Here is a 15,893-nt window from a genome sequence, read left to right as displayed (position 1 = left end):
CGCCAAAACAATAGGAAGCCTAAAAAGTGTATTAAAAATGACAGGTAATACTATTCAAAAAACTTGAAAGAGTACACCTAACTCAAAGTAGGATGAGACGTTTTAAGTCGTCATTTGGCGGATCTTTTGGGTGATATCCACCTCAGCTTAACTTTTGAGCCAAGATGGACGCCGCGAAGATACACTCATGCGCAGCTTAAAGAGCTTCTATTGATGAGTGAGTTTTATAAAATGCTTAATATCAAAGAGTTTACGAAAATAAATTATATTGGCTGGCCAAAAGTTTAAAACTCATAGCAAGGGACATAGTCACCACCAATGGCTTGATAATCTTTGTACCTTTAGTGACCACGAGACGAGAACCCAAGGTTGCACCAATCGCTTGCCCTGCCAGCATGACTAATCCTAATAACCAAATCACTTTTCCGCCCAAGGCAAAGAAGATCAGCGAAGCAATGTTAGTGGAGAAATTAAGTAGTTTTGCGTGGGCAGTTGCCTTCGCCAAACCAAACCCCGCTAGCGATACAAAGGCCAGCGCAAAAAAGCTCCCAGTACCAGGGCCAAAAAAGCCATCGTATAATCCCACGCCCAATGCTGCAGTAAAGGCAAATGCGGTAGGTGTCAGCACTTGATGTTTATCATCTTCTGAAATCTTTTTCGAAAATAAAAAGTAACAACCAATAGCCAAAATCAAAAAAGGTAACATCAACTCCAGCACTTCAGTATCGACAAGTTGAACTAGAATTGTACCCAATGCCGCACCGATAAATGCACAAATCAAGGCTAACTTAACGGATTTAAGATCAACCAGCCCTTTACGGACAAAGTACAAACTCGCAAAAAAACTGCCGCCACAGGCCTGCAGCTTATTTGTCCCTAAGGCAACCGCAGGCGGCAAGCCTGCCCACATAAGTGCAGGAATGGTCAGCAAGCCTCCGCCACCGGCGATTGAGTCAATAAAACCAGCCACCATAGCGACGGCAAAAAGTATCGCTGCGATTTGTAGAGTCAGTTCAAATTCCATGATGATTTATTATTCTTCTGATAAAAAAGAGAGTGATTGCCGAACATTAGACTGCGTTTGCCAAATAAACGCAAAGGAGTTATTGTCGGCACAGCGTGAGATAAACTCACACAAAATCCCGAGTCCTGTTCTGATTTTCCAGCAGTAGGAAATAAAATGTTTGCCGAACTACCACCCCTCAATTCTCTCCGTGCCTTCGAAGCCGCAGCACGTTTACAGAGCATGACATTAGCCAGCAAGGAGTTGCATGTCACCCATGGCGCAGTCAGCAAACAAATCAGAGTATTGGAGGATTATTTAGGTTTTGCGCTCTTTGTACGCTTACACAAAAAAGTCGGTTTAACCGATGAAGCCAAACGCTATTTACCCCATGTTCAAGCCGCTCTGCAAACACTATCTAGTGCTACCAGTGACTTGCGCCGTCAGCCCACTAAGCCGCAAACCTTAGCTATTAATGTGCTTCCAAGCTTAACCATCAATTGGCTCATTCCAAGAATGGAGCAGTTTAAATCCCGCCATCCACACTTGTATGTCGACTTATCCATTGGCGACTTTGCCGTGGATTTTAGCCAAGGTCGTTATGATATTGCGATCCGTAGTAGCACAGTTATCCCTAAGGGCGCGAATTATATCAAGCTGATGGATGAGGATTTATGCTTAGTTTGCGCGCCTTCGCTAGCGCCTAAGCTGCAAAATATCGAGGACATTAATCACGTCACGTTACTGAAACACACCACCAGACCAGAACTTTGGGAGTATTGGGCGGAAAAGGTGGGTTTAACACTCACCCAAGCACAAACCTTTGGTGTCGAGCATTTTTATATGTTGAGTCAAGCGGCTGCGAGTGGCATGGGCGCAGCACTTATTCCGCGATTCTTCATCGAAGAACAACTGGCAAATGGCAGCTTAGTCATCCCCTTCGACGCCCCCTTTACCAGTCCCTATCGATATTATTTACTCACCCCAAAATCCCCAAGCCTGCCGTTAAAAGCTCAAGCTTTTATCGAATGGTTATTAGAGATTTTTGCGCCCTATCGTCATTAATCTGGATTAAGCGTATCTCAGTTCAAGCGAGGCACAATAACGCTATAAGTGCCAAACGAGGCTATTGAGAACACTAACGGAGCGCAGAAAAACATCAATAAAAAACCACCCAAAAGGTGGTTTATTAGATTCAAGACTTAAAGCGCATCAGAATTAGTGATTGCAATGCTCACCGTGAACATGGTCATCATCGTCCATAAACTCATCGTCACCGTCTTGATGTTGCATTACGCCCCAACCGTCGGTCATGCCGCCGAATTCGGCAGCAAAATCATTTAGCATGACTTCTTGTTCAACCAATGTATCGTACTCAGGCACCATATTGAGACAAACAATGATTTCCCACTTACCAAGCTCATCATTCAGATTCAGCTCAAGCTCGCCTTCCAAGTCAGAATTTGTTAATTCTTCTAACGCAGTTTCGGCATCGCGTTGGTCATCAAAAACCAAAAAGAAATCAACATCTAACTCTTTAGTTAAATCGATTCCCGCTTCAGCCATTGCGGCCAGCATTTTACCATTGTCATCATCTGGAAATTGCATTTCTTGCTCCACTGTTTCAGGCTTATTCTGCCGCAATGATTTGAACTGATTCACCATTAAAGCTGACGATGTCGCCCGCGATAATTTTTTTACGTTTACGAGTTTCAACTTCACCATTCACAGTGACTTGACCTTCGTCGATAAAATGTTTGGCTTCACCACCCGCATTGCTCATGCCTTGCACTTTTAATACTTTGTACAATTCAATGAAATCTTCGCCAGAATGCAAAGCCAATTGATTAATTTGCGCCACTTAATACACGCCTTCTAAAAATAAACCTGCGGCATTATACCAGCACAGTACAAAATTCGCTGAAGATAATTTGGCTAGAGACGTCTTTCATCGGCGAGTAGGCCAAAGGCTGATTCATCGAGCCAGTTTTCACCTATTTTGAATTGCTGCCTGAGTAAACCTTCAAGCCGAAAACCACACTTTTCGAGTACTCGTGCCGATGCGTGATTATCTTTAGCACAATGCCCAACAAATTTATGTACATTAAAACTTAAACAGGCCCAATCAATGACCGCCATTAAGCTCTCAGTCGCATAACCTTTACCGTGCCCTTCGGCCGCCAGTAAATAACCCACTTCGGCACGCTGTTCCTCGAAACTTTGACAATAAAGGCCCGTTAAACCGATAAACTGCCCAGTATCAACGGTCTCAATCACTAAGGTCAGCCAATCGCCAGAACCGTAGAACCAAGTATCAGAACGCTGCTGAAACTTACTGCGGATCACCTCTTGCGACTCTGGAACGCGTACAAAACGATTAATCTCAGGATCGTTATGCAGTGCATAAAAATGTTCCCAATCACTATCTTGTAAGCTCCTGAGTTTCAATCTATCAGTGTAGAGTTCCAGCATAGTGACTCCGTGATGAGCATATAAAACAAAACGGCAGCAAACGCTGCCGTATCAAACAAGCTGTATTAGATAAGCGGTAAAACTTACGCGCGGCTGGTCACTTCAAGTAAATGAAAGCCAAATTGCGTTTTCACGGGGCCTTGTACTTCGTTTAATGGTGCACTAAAAACCACTTCATCAAACTCTCTGACCATCATGCCAGGACCAAATGACCCCAATTCGCCGCCTTGGGCACCTGATGGGCAAGAAGAGTGCGCGCGAGCAATTTGAGCAAAATCTGCGCCTTCCATTATTTGCTGTTTCAGCGCTTGACACTGCTCTTCACTGCTGACTAACAAATGTCTTGCTGTTGCCTGGACCATAGTAAAACTCCTGTAAGGATCATGAGACATTTGCCCCAAATATCATTGAGTTCCCACTAAAACATTCGTTTTAACAGGTTTTGAATCAACAGTATAAAAACTTTCTGTTGAATAAAAAAGTCTTAAAATGCCGTCACTGACAACAAAGTCAATTAACGGCATCTTACACGCCTAAGCTTGTTTCGACGCAATCCAACGATCGATCTTGTTTTCCATGACCGCCATGGGTAATGAACCTGAGGTGAGGATTTGATCGTGGAACGCTTTAAGATCAAATTTATCACCCAAGGCTTTTTCTGCGCGGGCACGCAGTGCCAAAATCTTCAACTGACCGACCTTGTAAGACAAAGCTTGACCAGGGATCGCCATATAGCGCTCCACTTCAGCGACTATGTCACTCTCAGCCATAGGCGAGTTGTCTTTCATGTACTGAATCGCCTGTTCACGACTCCAACCTTTAGAATGAAGGCCTGTATCAACCACTAAGCGCATTGCACGCAGCATTTCATCGGAAAGCTTACCAAAATACTGGTAAGGATCGGTAAATAGCCCCATCTCAATACCTAAGTATTCAGCATAAAGTGCCCAACCTTCCTCGAAAGCGGTATAACCGCTAAAACGCTGGAACTCTGGCACACCAGTCAGCTCTTGTTTGATCGCGATTTGGAAGTGATGCCCAGGAGCGGCCTCGTGTAAAGATAAGGTCGTCATTCCCCACTTTGGCTGCGCCTTGAGGTTATAAGTGTTGATATAAAACACCCCTGGACGGCTGCCATCCACCGCAGGCGCTTCATAAGAGGCACCCGCTGCCGATTGTTCTCTAAAACTTTCAACCGGCTTAACCACGTAATCAGCCTTTGGCATCACATTAAAGTAGTTAGGCAATACATGATTGATTTTATCTTTTAATACCATATAGCCATCAATCAAGCCTTGGCGATCGCTATAGAAATACTGCGGCTCTGAAGATAAAGACGCAAAAAACGCCTTCAAATCACCCTTAAAACCAACCTGCTCACGCACCTTATCCATCTCAGATAAAATTCGCGTCACTTCACTTAAACCAATTTGATGAATTTCATCCACAGACATAGTGGTGGTCGTATGTAAGTTCGCCAGATGCTGATACCAAGCTTTACCGTTAGGCAACCCTGCCCAACCATCAGTCGCCCGCGATTTAGGTAAATAGGTTTGCTTAAAGTAATCGCGTAAGTTCGTTAACGCTGGCACGATACGCTCGGCTATCATGGCTTGATAACGGGTGGTCAATTCCGCTTTATCTTGCTCTGAAAAACTCTCGGGGAAATGCTGGATTGGCGAGTAGAAAATGCTCTGAGTTGCATCCGTCGTTAACATAGTATCTAACTGAGGAATAATGCGCTCTACCAACACTCGAGGTAGTACCACTTTACTTTCTATGCCTTGATTCATACGATTTTCAGCAAGTGCGACCCACTTGATGAAACCATCGACTCTCTGTTCCCAATTACGATAATCTTGGACAGTCTTAAAAGGTTGTGCACTTTCGCCACTTCCCAGCTGCACCATAGTAATGACAGTGCTATAGAACTGGCTTATCGGCATAAAGCGTGAAGGGAAAGTTTCGTCCACTAACGCCATATCACGGTCATAGACGAACAGGTCATAACTTAACTGTAGATCCGCAGGCAGTTGCTTTGGATCTATCGCACGCACCTGAGCTAAATAGTGAGTGTTAAGATCATGACGGGCCTTAAGGTAATCCTCAGTTAAATCCCCACCGAAATCGGCGTTATAGTCATTTACGCCGACAAAAGTAGCGTAGATGGGCTCAAGCTTTAGGTAATCTTTAAAATACGCATCCACAAGCGCTAAGTAACGCTGCTCTGCCGTTTGAGTTTCGCCCTGCACTGCTGTCATATTAGCCGAGCTATTTTGTTGAACTGCAGTGGCTTCAGGCTTAGAACAACCTTGAAGGGTGAAGATTAACGCTATCGAACCTGCCAATAAACCCAATTTCATTTTAATATTTCTCCTTTTTGGCCCGCTATTGCAGAACTGTTTCTATACTTAGTTCAAGGTCTGCTATCGGAGTTAATCTATGATCTACTCGTTCCGCAACTCAGGTTTCAGGGATCCTGAAACTGGAGTCTATAACCAAACCTATTTCATGGAAGTATTCAACCGAGAATGGCATCGTCACATGAGAGACCACCAAAGCTTGGCACTATTGTATCTGTGCCCTCACATTCATGAAACCGTCAAACAACCCCATTTACTCGAATTCTTTACTAAACAAGTGCAAGAAGCGCTATTAAGAGCAACAGATATGATTGCTAGGTTAGATCACAATCACTTTGCGTTGGGTTTGTTCAATATAGATGAGGTGGGAACGGAAGTAGTGTTAAAGCGAATAGAACAGCAAATATCTGACTTTAACCAAGATTTTGGTAAACATCATAAACTGACAATCGACTATAAACTGGCTGCCTGTATTTGCCTACCTACACAGGAAAGTAAAATAGAGTCACTCTTCAGTAATGTCAGCCAACTTTCACAACAGCTTGAAAAAAATCATGATCAATCCAAAGCTTTAATCCGCTTACAGTAAATAGGTTTATTGATACCAAAGAAAAAGCCCCTTGCGGGGCTTTTCGATTCAAACACTAAACTGCGAAGTAATTACAGCGTGACATTATGCATACGTGCTTTCTCTTTAATATAAGAGATATAGCTATTTGCACTCTTCTGTGTCTTCTTATCATTAGCAGCTAACACTGCACGGTTATAAGCCGACTTATACTGTTTCAAACTTAAATGAGCCAAAGCTAATTCAAAGTTTGCTTCACCAGGATGATCAATACCCATTGATATGGCTTTTTCAAGCACAGGGATCGCAGCTGTATATTGTTCATTCAAGTTTAATAAGCGACCTTGTTTTAAGTAAGTCTTGCCATCATTGGTGATGGCTGCAGCTTTACCGTAATACTCAGCAGCTTGCTTAAACTCTTTCGCATTTTGATAGAAACCCGCCAAAATCTCTAAAGACTTAGCGTCCTCAGCGATCATGCCTGATTTCATATGTTTCTGATAAATTTTAGCGGCTTGATAAGGAGCACCTTTTTGTGCCATTAACTGCGCTAAACGCGTAATGTTGCCCGCGCTATCTAAGAAACCATTTCTATAAGCCAGATCGTAAGTTGCAAGAGACTTGTCATAGTCTTCAACCATCAAATAAAACTGTGCTAATTGAACCCACAATCTGCCATCATCCGGGAATAAAGGCACCATGACTTCTAACACACCAACAGCTTTCTTGTACTTCTTCTGATTGAAGTAAGCAGTCAGTTTCATTTGATACAGACCTTTGTCAGGAGCTTCAGCTAATGAAAGACCTTTGTCGGCCACTTCAATCACTTTATCCCACTGCTTAAGTTCTGAATGCGCAATACCAATACGGCGATACATTTGAGAATCGGATTTACAAGTAAATTCCATCCACTTGTAATAATAAGGAATCGCTTCCTTAAACTTTTTCTCTTGTAATAGCAAATCAGCATAAAGACGCATAGTTGCAGCATGATCTGTACCACCTAAAATATCAGCTTCAACAGCTTGTTTTAGGTACTTGATCGCGGTATCCATTTTGCCTTTCTCGGCATAAAAGTTACCCAACATACGTGCAACATAGGCTTTATCGAAGTCGTTCTTGGCATTTGCCTCTAGCAAAATAGCAATAGCTTCATCGACCTGACCATTGGTATAAGCTTCAAATGACTTCTGAACTTTCTTCGCCGCACCTTCGCCCACGGCTTTAGATTGACGTTTGTCGATAGCACACTTTTCTTCTGCGACTGCAGATGAAAGAGTTAATGAACCTCCACAAACAGAAAGCAATAATAGAACTGCGATTTTATTAACATTACGCATTATTGGTTGCCTCCTTTATCTAAGGTGAAGTCTAGTTGTACTGTCATACCAGGTTGTTTCAATGGCTTGCCATCAACAATCTTAGGCTTGTACTTCCACTTCTTCAGTGCACGAATAGCTTCTTTATCAAATAAGCGTTTTGGTTCTGCTTGAATAACTTCAACGTCGTCGATACCACCGAGTTCGTTAATGGTAAAACGAAGTTGTACCCAACCTTCTTTACCATCACGCGCCGCAGCAATTGGATACTGAGGTTCGATACGAACGATAGGTGTAGCATCACCATCGCGAGTCATCATATTGCCTAATTTAAAACCGGTACTTGGACCTCCAGCTTCTACACCACCCATATTGAACGACATTGCTGTGTCAATATTGCTCGAAGATTCTGGCGGCGTTGCCTCAGGCTTCTGTGGCTGTTCTGGCGGTGGTGGCGGCTTAGGCACTACCCTTGGCTTATTCTGTGCTTTTGAATCCTGTCTATCCATAGTGATTTCAATTACAGGGGTCTCGGCCGATGTTTCGCCGCGCTGTGCGCCGCCACCGACCAAGAACGCCATAAAAGCGAACAGACCAAAAGTCACAGCAGCACCAATAATGATCGATACTAGTGCTCTTAGCATATTAATCGTTCCCCGCAGATACCGAAATTTTATCTATACCAGCCGCTTTGACTTGGTCTAGAACTTTAACAACTAAGCCGTGCATTGCGTCTTTATCAGCCTGAATCAATACCGCAGCTTCAGGAGCTTCAGCCAGCATGCGCTCAACGTTTGCCGTTACACGTTCGATATCAACCTGACGGTTTTCCATCATGATCACGCCTGTTTTACTGACGCCGATAAAGATGTTAGCCGAAGGCTTTGAAGTCGCTTGCGAAGCTTTTGGTTTGTTATAATCCAAACCAGAAGGTTTCACAAATGACGTTGTTACAATGAAGAAGATCAACATGATAAACACGATGTCGAGCATCGGTGTCATATCAATTTGCGCTTCCTCGTCTACACTGGAATGCTTTTTACGTGCCATGTTCAATCTCTCTCTAGTGGTGCGGCATGCTGTCTTTTAGCTTTTCTAAACTGATTTTCATTTTTACATCCAGACGAGTACTAAAGAATACTCCCGATAATGCTGCAACCATCCCCGCCATCGTGGGCATAGTCGCCATTGAAATACCAGCCGCCATTAAACGAGCATTACTCGTCCCCTGAACTGCCATCACATCAAACACTGAAATCATACCGGTTACGGTACCTAACAAACCTATCATAGGACAAATTGCTACTAAGGTTTTAATCATCAGCATACGTGCATTCAAATCTTGCTTCGCTTGGGACAGCCAAGCTTCACGGATACGGTGTGCGTACCAAGAGGTTGTTTCCTCTCTAGCATCCCACGCAGATATGATAGCTTTATGTTGCTTTGGTGATATCCAATTAAGATACCAATAACGCTCAAGCATCAATACCCACATGAAGAACAATACAAACGCAACCAACCAAAGGACGTTTCCTCCAGCGGCCATGAAGCCCCTGACGGAATCCCATATGTCCATCAGGTATAGCATCATTAGTTAGCCCTCTTCTCAGCATGTGCTGCGATAATGCCCGCACTTTGCTCTTCCAAAATTTGGGTGATTGATTTGCTACGCGCAACGAGTATTGCATGTAGTAACATCAGTGGCAGAGCTGCAACCAGACCTTGTACTGTAGTAACCAGAGCCATAGAGATACCACCCGCCATCAGTTTAGGATCGCCAGTACCGAACAGTTGGATACTTTGGAAGGTCGCAATCATACCAGTTACTGTACCTAGCAGACCTAACATTGGGCCGATAGCTGCAATGACTTTCAAAATTGAAATTCGAGCTTCTAATGCAGGCGTTTCTTTCAGAATAGCTTCATCCAGCTTCAACTCTAATGTTTCAACATCAACATCTTTGTTTTCATGGTAAACCTTCAGGATACGACCAAGGGCATTGTTACCTGGGTTATCAACATTCTTAGCTTGGCGTTTAACTTTTGCACCGATAGCTGCCAGCACAATGAAACGCTCAACCGCAATTAATAAACCAATAGCAAGTAATATTAGAATAATATAACCAATGGTACCGCCTGACTCGATACGATCTTCCATGCTAGCTTTGTTCGTAAAGATGTTTAACAGTACGCCACGTGCAGGGTCAATATAGAAAGGTGCTGTACCAGAGGCCGTTTCTTCCCATTTAGCAACAGCGCTAACTTGATAGCCTTCAGGTTGTTGAGATAACTGCTGAATTAAACCTAATTCAGGGTTATATACAACGTATTTACCGTCAGCCGTTAAGTTATAGGCACCAACACGATGAATAGTCGTCGTTTTCACGTTACCATCAATTTCGGTAACAGAACCTTCAAATTTAACCACTTTGCCAGATTGCGCCATTTCAAATAGCTGCTCTTGCCAAAATTGTTCTAACTCTTCAATTTTTGGCAATTGCTTACGGGCACCTAAATCAGCGATAAACTTATCGCGATTTGGGAATTGAGCACTGATGTTTGAGCTTGCCAGTTTACCAGCGAAATCACCGGCTTCACCTTTAACTACACCAAACATTTCACCCAAGTCACCTTGAGCCGTTTTTAGATCTTCTTCTAACTGAGCAATTTTACGCTCGTTATCTAAGAACGCTTGGTTTAAATCTTTACCACGTTGCTTTTCAGCAGCTAACGCATTTTTTTCTTTTTGCAGTAAAGCGGCCTTATCGCCACGCTCTGCTTGGAACTCTTGCTCACGCTTGCTGTTGACTTTACCTTCTGCAGCGCGTTCAACTTTAACTTGTTGCAATAATTGGTCAATTGACTTAGGCGCATCAGCAGCGCTCGCCATACCAGCAGTTAAAGAGAAACTTGCAGCCAACACAGCTGTAGTAATTAACTTCTTCATTATTGTGCAGTCTCCGCAGCAGGAATTGGTAACGCGAATAGATCTAGAGCGCCTTGTTTACGGGCAATGCGGATACCTTTGGTCAGTTCACGCAAATAGCTGTCATCTAACTTATCCCAACCCTTAGATTCTGGGTTGTACATCCAGCCAGTCTTTTGATCTAAACTCTGTGCATAAAGAGCAACACGACCTAAGTTAAAGAAGTCAACCAACACTTCTTTACCATCTAGGTTTAACTTACCTTGGTTAACGGCAACAGCACTACCGTATTCACGCTCAATACTATAAGCATCAAGAATTAGACGATATTTTTCTGCTAGTGTGACTTCGGCAGTATTAAGAAGTTTTTTCAGTTCATTAACACGATTAGTGCGTATTTCAGAATTAAAAGGTAAATCTAATTGAACAAACTGTTCTAATGACTCAACCATTTTAAACATTAATGGCACAACACCTTGGCGAAGTTTATCAACACCATTGATGTCACCCTGCACTGAATCCATTGTCTTTTGTTGATCAGCGACTAAGCTTGCAACGTAATCGTTATATGATTTCAGTGATTCACGCTCATCTGCGACAGAACCATACTCAAAAAGCATGTCTTGTGCTTGATCGAAATACTTATCAACGTTCTTTTGCGACGCAGCAGCATCAGCATGGATCATACTATCCGCTTTCTGCACGTCGGTAAGAGGATCTGCAACTACTAAGTTGCTGCTCGCTAATGCCAGCACGCCAACAAGTGCAGTAGCGATTTTTGTTCTATTGCTTACCTTGGACATAGTTCCCAACCAATTTGAAGTGAATAAAAAGGTTTAACTTACCAGCAACATAACGACAAGGGATAAATACTTGCCGAAAAAATTTCTGTAAGTTCGTCTTTCTCTTGTGATTCTTAGTTTTTTCTTCCCTTTCCTACGCCCTTACAGGCATAGACCCGCTGGCATCATTTCACAAAATGTTGACCTGTGTCAACATTTCAGACGACTAAAAACTAGTGTAAAGAAGCGTTAATAATGAAATTTTTTACGAAAGGTGTTTTTTTAGACAAAATATCACCAAAAAAGTTAATACAATTAAGGAACTCAAATTAACAACCAAAAAAAACCAAATAAATCAACAATTTAAATTAGATTATTTTTTGTTCTAAAGTTTTGCCAATTAACATCTTATAATATGAAACTAACTCAAACTTATAATCTTTACTTGCATCTAGACTTTGGCATAGAGAATTTTGAAGAGTACGTTGGGTGCAGACTCATTAATCAAAGCAACTTGAAGATAGATACAACCGAAGTTCGAATTTCTGTAACATCTCTTTAAACGTAAGCGTCCTCTAAACCACACCTTCATAAATTAGCCATCAACCACGATGATCGTTCTTTTGATTTATAGGAAAACAATTTATTTGGTAGCAGCACCCTACTCGATATCACTTTAATTTGTGGCATCACTGATATACGCAAGTCGATAAAGATTTTGAGCAACATTGTTACTTATAGCCTGCGTCAAGAGCCTTTTAATGAACACCTGTTTGTCTTCTGCACCGCCATCGTAATAAGTTGAAGATATAGCAGTGGGCCAGCAATGGATTCTAACTACATTACAATCGACTCGAACAGAACATCTTTAAATGGCTAGGTATCGATGACAAGCAGCTGAGCTTGCGTATTACACCTCAGCAACTCGACTTGTACATCGCTAGTCTTCCACTAACACAACCCCATGCACATCCAGCACTCTGCTATCACTCTCATGACTTATCACCTAGTATCACAAGCAGGATTTATTGAACACCCATTAAAGTCATCGAACACGTTAGGTTAAAATACAGCTGTCGTAACTGCGACAAGTAAAGCACTGAAGTCAAAAATAAAAATAGCTCCAGTGCCGGCAAGCCCTATTACCAATGGCATTGCGACCGCGTCACGGCTCAGCCAAATCATCACCAGCAAGTATCAATATGGCTTGCCGCTGTATCGATAAAAGTACATGTTCCGCAATAGTGTATCAAGTTGAGTCGCAAAACCATGGCCGATTAGATAGTAAAGAATCCGCCTTCTTAGAAGGCGACTTTGACTTGCCCCTGGAAGGGGCTATTCCAAGAACCTACATCATCTGCAACGACAATTGAGCCTCATCTTCCTGATCTTGTTTATCTTGATGGCGCACATATCGTCTAATGATTTCTTCATTAACACCTACTGTATCTACAAAATAACCTCTGGTCCAAAAGCTATTGCCCCATAGCTTTTTACGTACATGAGGGAATTTATTGAATAGCCTTATCGCACTTCTTCCTTTCAATACTCCCATCAGCGTTGATACTGACAGCTTCGGCGGGATTATGACTACCAAGTGAACGTGGTCTATCTGAACGTTTAATTCTAAAACCTCACAACCCTTCATATTGCAAAGGATATAAATTGACCTGTATAACTCCTTACCAAGGTTTCCTTTTAATATTTTAAAACGGTACTTCGGAGTCCAAACAATATGATATTTGCAACGCCAATAAACATGTGATGAACTTCTATAATCGCCCATGCTTTTCGTTTCCTCTTACTTGTGGTGAATAAGAAGTCTCTTTTAGCATGGGCGTAATTCAGGCTATAGCCTCAAGGAACAATCACCACCGCCAGAGGCGGTGGTTTTGGGATGACAATAAAATAACCCTGCTTTAGTTCGCTGATTAGCGTACATTGCCCATAGAGTCTTACATCAAAGAGCTATTGCCTTTTTTAGGACAAGTAGTGCTCCTAAAAATAGGCAATTTGCATTTAAATTTCACACGGATTTCAATTTTTTCAGGGTAGTGGGCGAGACTTTGGGAGAGCCACTCTGGCGTTCAAGCTTTAGTTGCCCACCCATTTATCCATGATTGATTTCCCCACGATCATCACCTTTGCGGCTTGTATGACAGAATTAGACCTGAAGTTTTTTGTAAATACGACTCATAGCTTTATTAAAGGAAATACTCTTTCAATGCGAGCATGGTTAACAAAAAATTCATGGTTAGATATTGTTGCTATTATTTTTATTGGATACGATTAAAAACTTCTTACCGCACTGTCTGAAAAACCTTACAAATACTTAGTAAACTTCATGAAGTCCTTGTAGAAACCAAGATATAAGCTAAGTAGTACGCATATAGTTAATAAAATACCCATTTATCTGCTGATAACAGTGACAATTAACAACTTTAATTAAAAACCAGCATAAAAAATAAACACCAAAACAATTCGACAGTATGTAAAACCCAAATAATTACCTGATAAAATAATAGAGCACATATAAAAACCTAAGTTCAAACGAGGCTGCATAGAATTATTTTATAAAACCACTTTACAACAACTAAATTAAAGAGTAAAATTTTAAAAAACATCCAAGATTACTTCTAATAATCAAATTGGCACTATATCAAATGCAATAGTCAGTCTCTGACCAGAAACGGACATAGGTGTAGTACCATGCCACATGTATGATGGAAAAATTACTAACCGACCAACTTCTGGCCTTACTAAGTATTCAGCATCAAATTCCAACCAACGACTTAATTCTGGCTGGCCAAATTTCAACCACCCCTCTCCTCCGTTAGAGACACCTGAGGTGACAAGGTAATAACAACCACTAAAAATTCCAGCATTGTGATAATGATTAACATGAAATCCATTATCCCTTAAGTTTATAGACCAAGAACCACTAAATTTAAAAAAATCTGTATTAGATAAGCAAAAAAACTCTCTTAATTCAGAAGAACTTGATTTTATATGCGCTTCAATAATGGAAGTTATTTTTCCTTTCAGCTTTGAAATACTAGGAATATTCTGATTAAACAATTCCCCTTTGGTTTGAGACCCTGAGCGTAAAGATTGTTCTACTGGATGTCTGTCAGAACCATGCATGGCTAATACATCTCTGATTAATTCATTATGTAAACCCTCACCTACTTCATCCAAAAAATCGTAAACTCTAATTAACTCATTAAAGTTAAAAATTTTACTATATTCAGACTGGCGATTGCATATACGTAAAACACTAGAGTATAGCGCAATAGTCCCTTGTGTCGGATTAGATTTAAAATATATCATTTCTGCATAAAGTAACGCTTTTTGATATTCGCCAAGACACAGTAATGTAACCACACGCTCAAATACAGTATATTCATTAATATTGCAGCCAATAGGAACTTTATCAAGAACCAACAACGCCTGTTTAAACTCCCCACTTTCTCGCAGAACATGCGCTAACATTATAAAAGGTATCTCATCGTCATTGGCATGGCCAATATAATCCTTTAACACTTTTTTTGCCATTACCAAATCATTTAGCTTAATAAGCTTTCGGGCATAATCAATCATAAGTGGATCACTGGAGTTAGCTTGATATGCTTTTCTATATTCGACAAAATAGTCAACTGAGTTACTATTCCACAAAAATTCAAATACTCTATTATGAATTTCACAATCAAAAGGATAATACTTCAATAGCTTTAAAGTTTGTTTCAACGCTTCCTCTTGCAAAGACAGTGATTCAAGAACCGACACATAAGTAAGTGTATAAATACGATTGTCAGGATTTAGTATTGAACATTCTTTCAAAAGCAACTCTGCCTTTTCAAAAGAATGAATATCTAAGTAAAATTTACCCAACTGATACTTTATTTTTATACATTGATTATTATTCTTTATAAAGTCTTCAAAAGTTGCTATCGTTTTATCTAGTTGCCCTAGCTCAGCATAACATTGACCTACACCTAAAATTGCCCCCTCGTGCTCCTTAATTATTCGATGTGATTGCAAGTAATTAACAAGAGCATCCTCTATTCGATTATTTTTATAAAGTGCAATTGCCTTATTGTAGTGCGCATCGAAGTAACGCCTATCAATTTTAATTGCTAAATCAAAGAAAAAAAATGACTTTTCTACTTCCCCAATATCAACCAACAAGCCTGCATAACCGCAATAAAAAGCAGGATGCCTATGCAATGAAATTAGTCGACCATAAACTTCTAGACTTTGGGGGAATTTTTTTATCTGACGAAATGATTGAGCAACGACATAAAGTAGGTTCGCATTCGAACTGAAATTAACATAAGGAAATAACAACTGAATAGCTTGGTCATATCGCTTTTCTCTATAATAAGTAATCCCTTGTTCTAATTTTTTTTTATGTAGCACAACATTCACTAGCAACTCTCCTTATATCGAAAATAAAGCCAA

The 15,893-nt window shown here is 41.1% G+C and carries 17 protein-coding genes and 1 pseudogene; 4 read left to right on the top strand and 14 right to left on the bottom strand.

The features are described from left to right. Nucleotides 1-250 precede the first annotated feature (250 nt). Nucleotides 251-1,024 carry a TSUP family transporter gene (locus L5M29_RS06150; protein WP_028760428.1) on the bottom strand — a complete coding sequence of 258 codons (774 nt, stop codon included), beginning with the start codon at nt 1,022-1,024 and terminating at the stop codon, nt 251-253. A gap of 156 nt (nt 1,025-1,180) precedes the next feature. Here L5M29_RS06150 and L5M29_RS06145 point away from each other — a divergent pair, with 156 nt between their 5' ends. Continuing rightward, a complete protein-coding gene (locus L5M29_RS06145; protein ID WP_263166768.1) occupies nt 1,181-2,068 on the top strand; it encodes a LysR family transcriptional regulator in 888 nt (295 codons plus the stop codon). A 153-nt stretch (nt 2,069-2,221) separates the two neighbouring features. On the opposite strand, the gene L5M29_RS06140 is transcribed toward L5M29_RS06145, so the two are convergent. From L5M29_RS06140 to L5M29_RS06120, 5 genes are all read right to left on the bottom strand, one after another. Next, nucleotides 2,222-2,611 carry a ribonuclease E inhibitor RraB gene (locus L5M29_RS06140; protein WP_113938831.1) on the bottom strand — a complete coding sequence of 130 codons (390 nt, stop codon included), beginning with the start codon at nt 2,609-2,611 and terminating at the stop codon, nt 2,222-2,224. Nucleotides 2,612-2,633: 22 nt separating this feature from the next. Further along, nucleotides 2,634-2,864, bottom strand: a complete 231-nt coding sequence (locus L5M29_RS06135; protein WP_028760431.1) for an RNA-binding S4 domain-containing protein — start codon at nt 2,862-2,864, stop codon at nt 2,634-2,636. A 74-nt stretch (nt 2,865-2,938) separates the two neighbouring features. Then, nucleotides 2,939-3,475: a GNAT family N-acetyltransferase gene (locus tag L5M29_RS06130; RefSeq protein WP_028760432.1), complete on the bottom strand. Its 537-nt coding sequence runs from the start codon at nt 3,473-3,475 to the stop codon at nt 2,939-2,941. An 83-nt stretch (nt 3,476-3,558) separates the two neighbouring features. Beyond that, nucleotides 3,559-3,837 carry a peptidylprolyl isomerase gene (locus L5M29_RS06125; RefSeq protein ID WP_028760433.1) on the bottom strand — a complete coding sequence of 93 codons (279 nt, stop codon included), beginning with the start codon at nt 3,835-3,837 and terminating at the stop codon, nt 3,559-3,561. Nucleotides 3,838-4,008: 171 nt separating this feature from the next. After that, the gene (locus L5M29_RS06120; RefSeq protein WP_263166767.1) at nt 4,009-5,838 is read right to left on the bottom strand and encodes a DUF885 domain-containing protein; all 1,830 of its coding nucleotides are present in this window, start codon (nt 5,836-5,838) and stop codon (nt 4,009-4,011) included. A gap of 79 nt (nt 5,839-5,917) precedes the next feature. On the opposite strand from L5M29_RS06120, the gene L5M29_RS06115 reads away from it, so the two are divergent. Then, a complete protein-coding gene (locus L5M29_RS06115) occupies nt 5,918-6,427 on the top strand; it encodes a diguanylate cyclase domain-containing protein (protein ID WP_263166765.1) in 510 nt (169 codons plus the stop codon). A 71-nt stretch (nt 6,428-6,498) separates the two neighbouring features. On the opposite strand, the gene L5M29_RS06110 is transcribed toward L5M29_RS06115, so the two are convergent. The 6 genes from L5M29_RS06110 to L5M29_RS06085 are packed head-to-tail and all read right to left on the bottom strand — an operon-like array spanning nt 6,499 to nt 11,453. Next, on the bottom strand, nt 6,499-7,746 hold the full coding sequence (locus tag L5M29_RS06110) for a tetratricopeptide repeat protein (protein WP_131524317.1): 1,248 nt from the start codon (nt 7,744-7,746) through the stop codon (nt 6,499-6,501). Then, complete coding sequence (locus tag L5M29_RS06105; RefSeq protein WP_131524316.1) at nt 7,746-8,369, bottom strand: energy transducer TonB; 624 nt, start codon at nt 8,367-8,369, stop codon at nt 7,746-7,748. Before L5M29_RS06105 ends, L5M29_RS06110 begins: the two co-directional genes overlap by 1 nt. Nucleotide 8,370: 1 nt before the next feature. Further along, entirely contained in the window at nt 8,371-8,775 is a 405-nt protein-coding gene (locus L5M29_RS06100; protein ID WP_037428129.1) for an ExbD/TolR family protein, read from the bottom strand. Between the two features lie 13 nt (nt 8,776-8,788). Then, entirely contained in the window at nt 8,789-9,316 is a 528-nt protein-coding gene (locus L5M29_RS06095; RefSeq protein ID WP_113938836.1) for a MotA/TolQ/ExbB proton channel family protein, read from the bottom strand. Further along, nucleotides 9,316-10,671: a MotA/TolQ/ExbB proton channel family protein gene (locus L5M29_RS06090; protein WP_263166763.1), complete on the bottom strand. Its 1,356-nt coding sequence runs from the start codon at nt 10,669-10,671 to the stop codon at nt 9,316-9,318. The genes L5M29_RS06095 and L5M29_RS06090 overlap by 1 nt, the downstream gene beginning before the upstream one ends. Continuing rightward, nucleotides 10,671-11,453 (bottom strand): DUF3450 domain-containing protein, encoded by a 783-nt coding sequence (locus L5M29_RS06085; RefSeq protein WP_113938838.1) that lies wholly within the window; start codon nt 11,451-11,453, stop codon nt 10,671-10,673. Before L5M29_RS06085 ends, L5M29_RS06090 begins: the two co-directional genes overlap by 1 nt. A 649-nt stretch (nt 11,454-12,102) precedes the next feature. Between L5M29_RS06085 and tnpB the strand changes: the two genes are divergently transcribed. Both tnpB and L5M29_RS06080 read left to right on the top strand, forming a co-directional pair. Then, nucleotides 12,103-12,237 (top strand): IS66 family insertion sequence element accessory protein TnpB, encoded by a 135-nt coding sequence (gene tnpB, locus L5M29_RS23790; RefSeq protein ID WP_411569036.1) that lies wholly within the window; start codon nt 12,103-12,105, stop codon nt 12,235-12,237. Nucleotides 12,238-12,470: 233 nt separating this feature from the next. Continuing rightward, nucleotides 12,471-12,654: pseudogene (locus tag L5M29_RS06080) on the top strand (IS66 family transposase); the annotation flags it as partial. 126 nt (nt 12,655-12,780) lie between these two features. Here the strand turns inward: L5M29_RS06080 and tnpA are convergent. Further along, nucleotides 12,781-13,218, bottom strand: a complete 438-nt coding sequence (gene tnpA / locus L5M29_RS06075; protein WP_263166761.1) for an IS200/IS605 family transposase — start codon at nt 13,216-13,218, stop codon at nt 12,781-12,783. A gap of 857 nt (nt 13,219-14,075) precedes the next feature. After that, complete coding sequence (locus tag L5M29_RS06070) at nt 14,076-15,860, bottom strand: 2OG-Fe(II) oxygenase family protein (protein WP_263166759.1); 1,785 nt, start codon at nt 15,858-15,860, stop codon at nt 14,076-14,078. Between the last annotated feature and the right edge of the window lie 33 nt (nt 15,861-15,893).

The sequence above is a fragment of the Shewanella sp. SM95 genome (genome assembly GCF_025653595.1).
GTDB lineage: Bacteria > Pseudomonadota > Gammaproteobacteria > Enterobacterales > Shewanellaceae > Shewanella > Shewanella oncorhynchi.
This window is presented reverse-complemented; position numbering and strand designations above follow the sequence as displayed.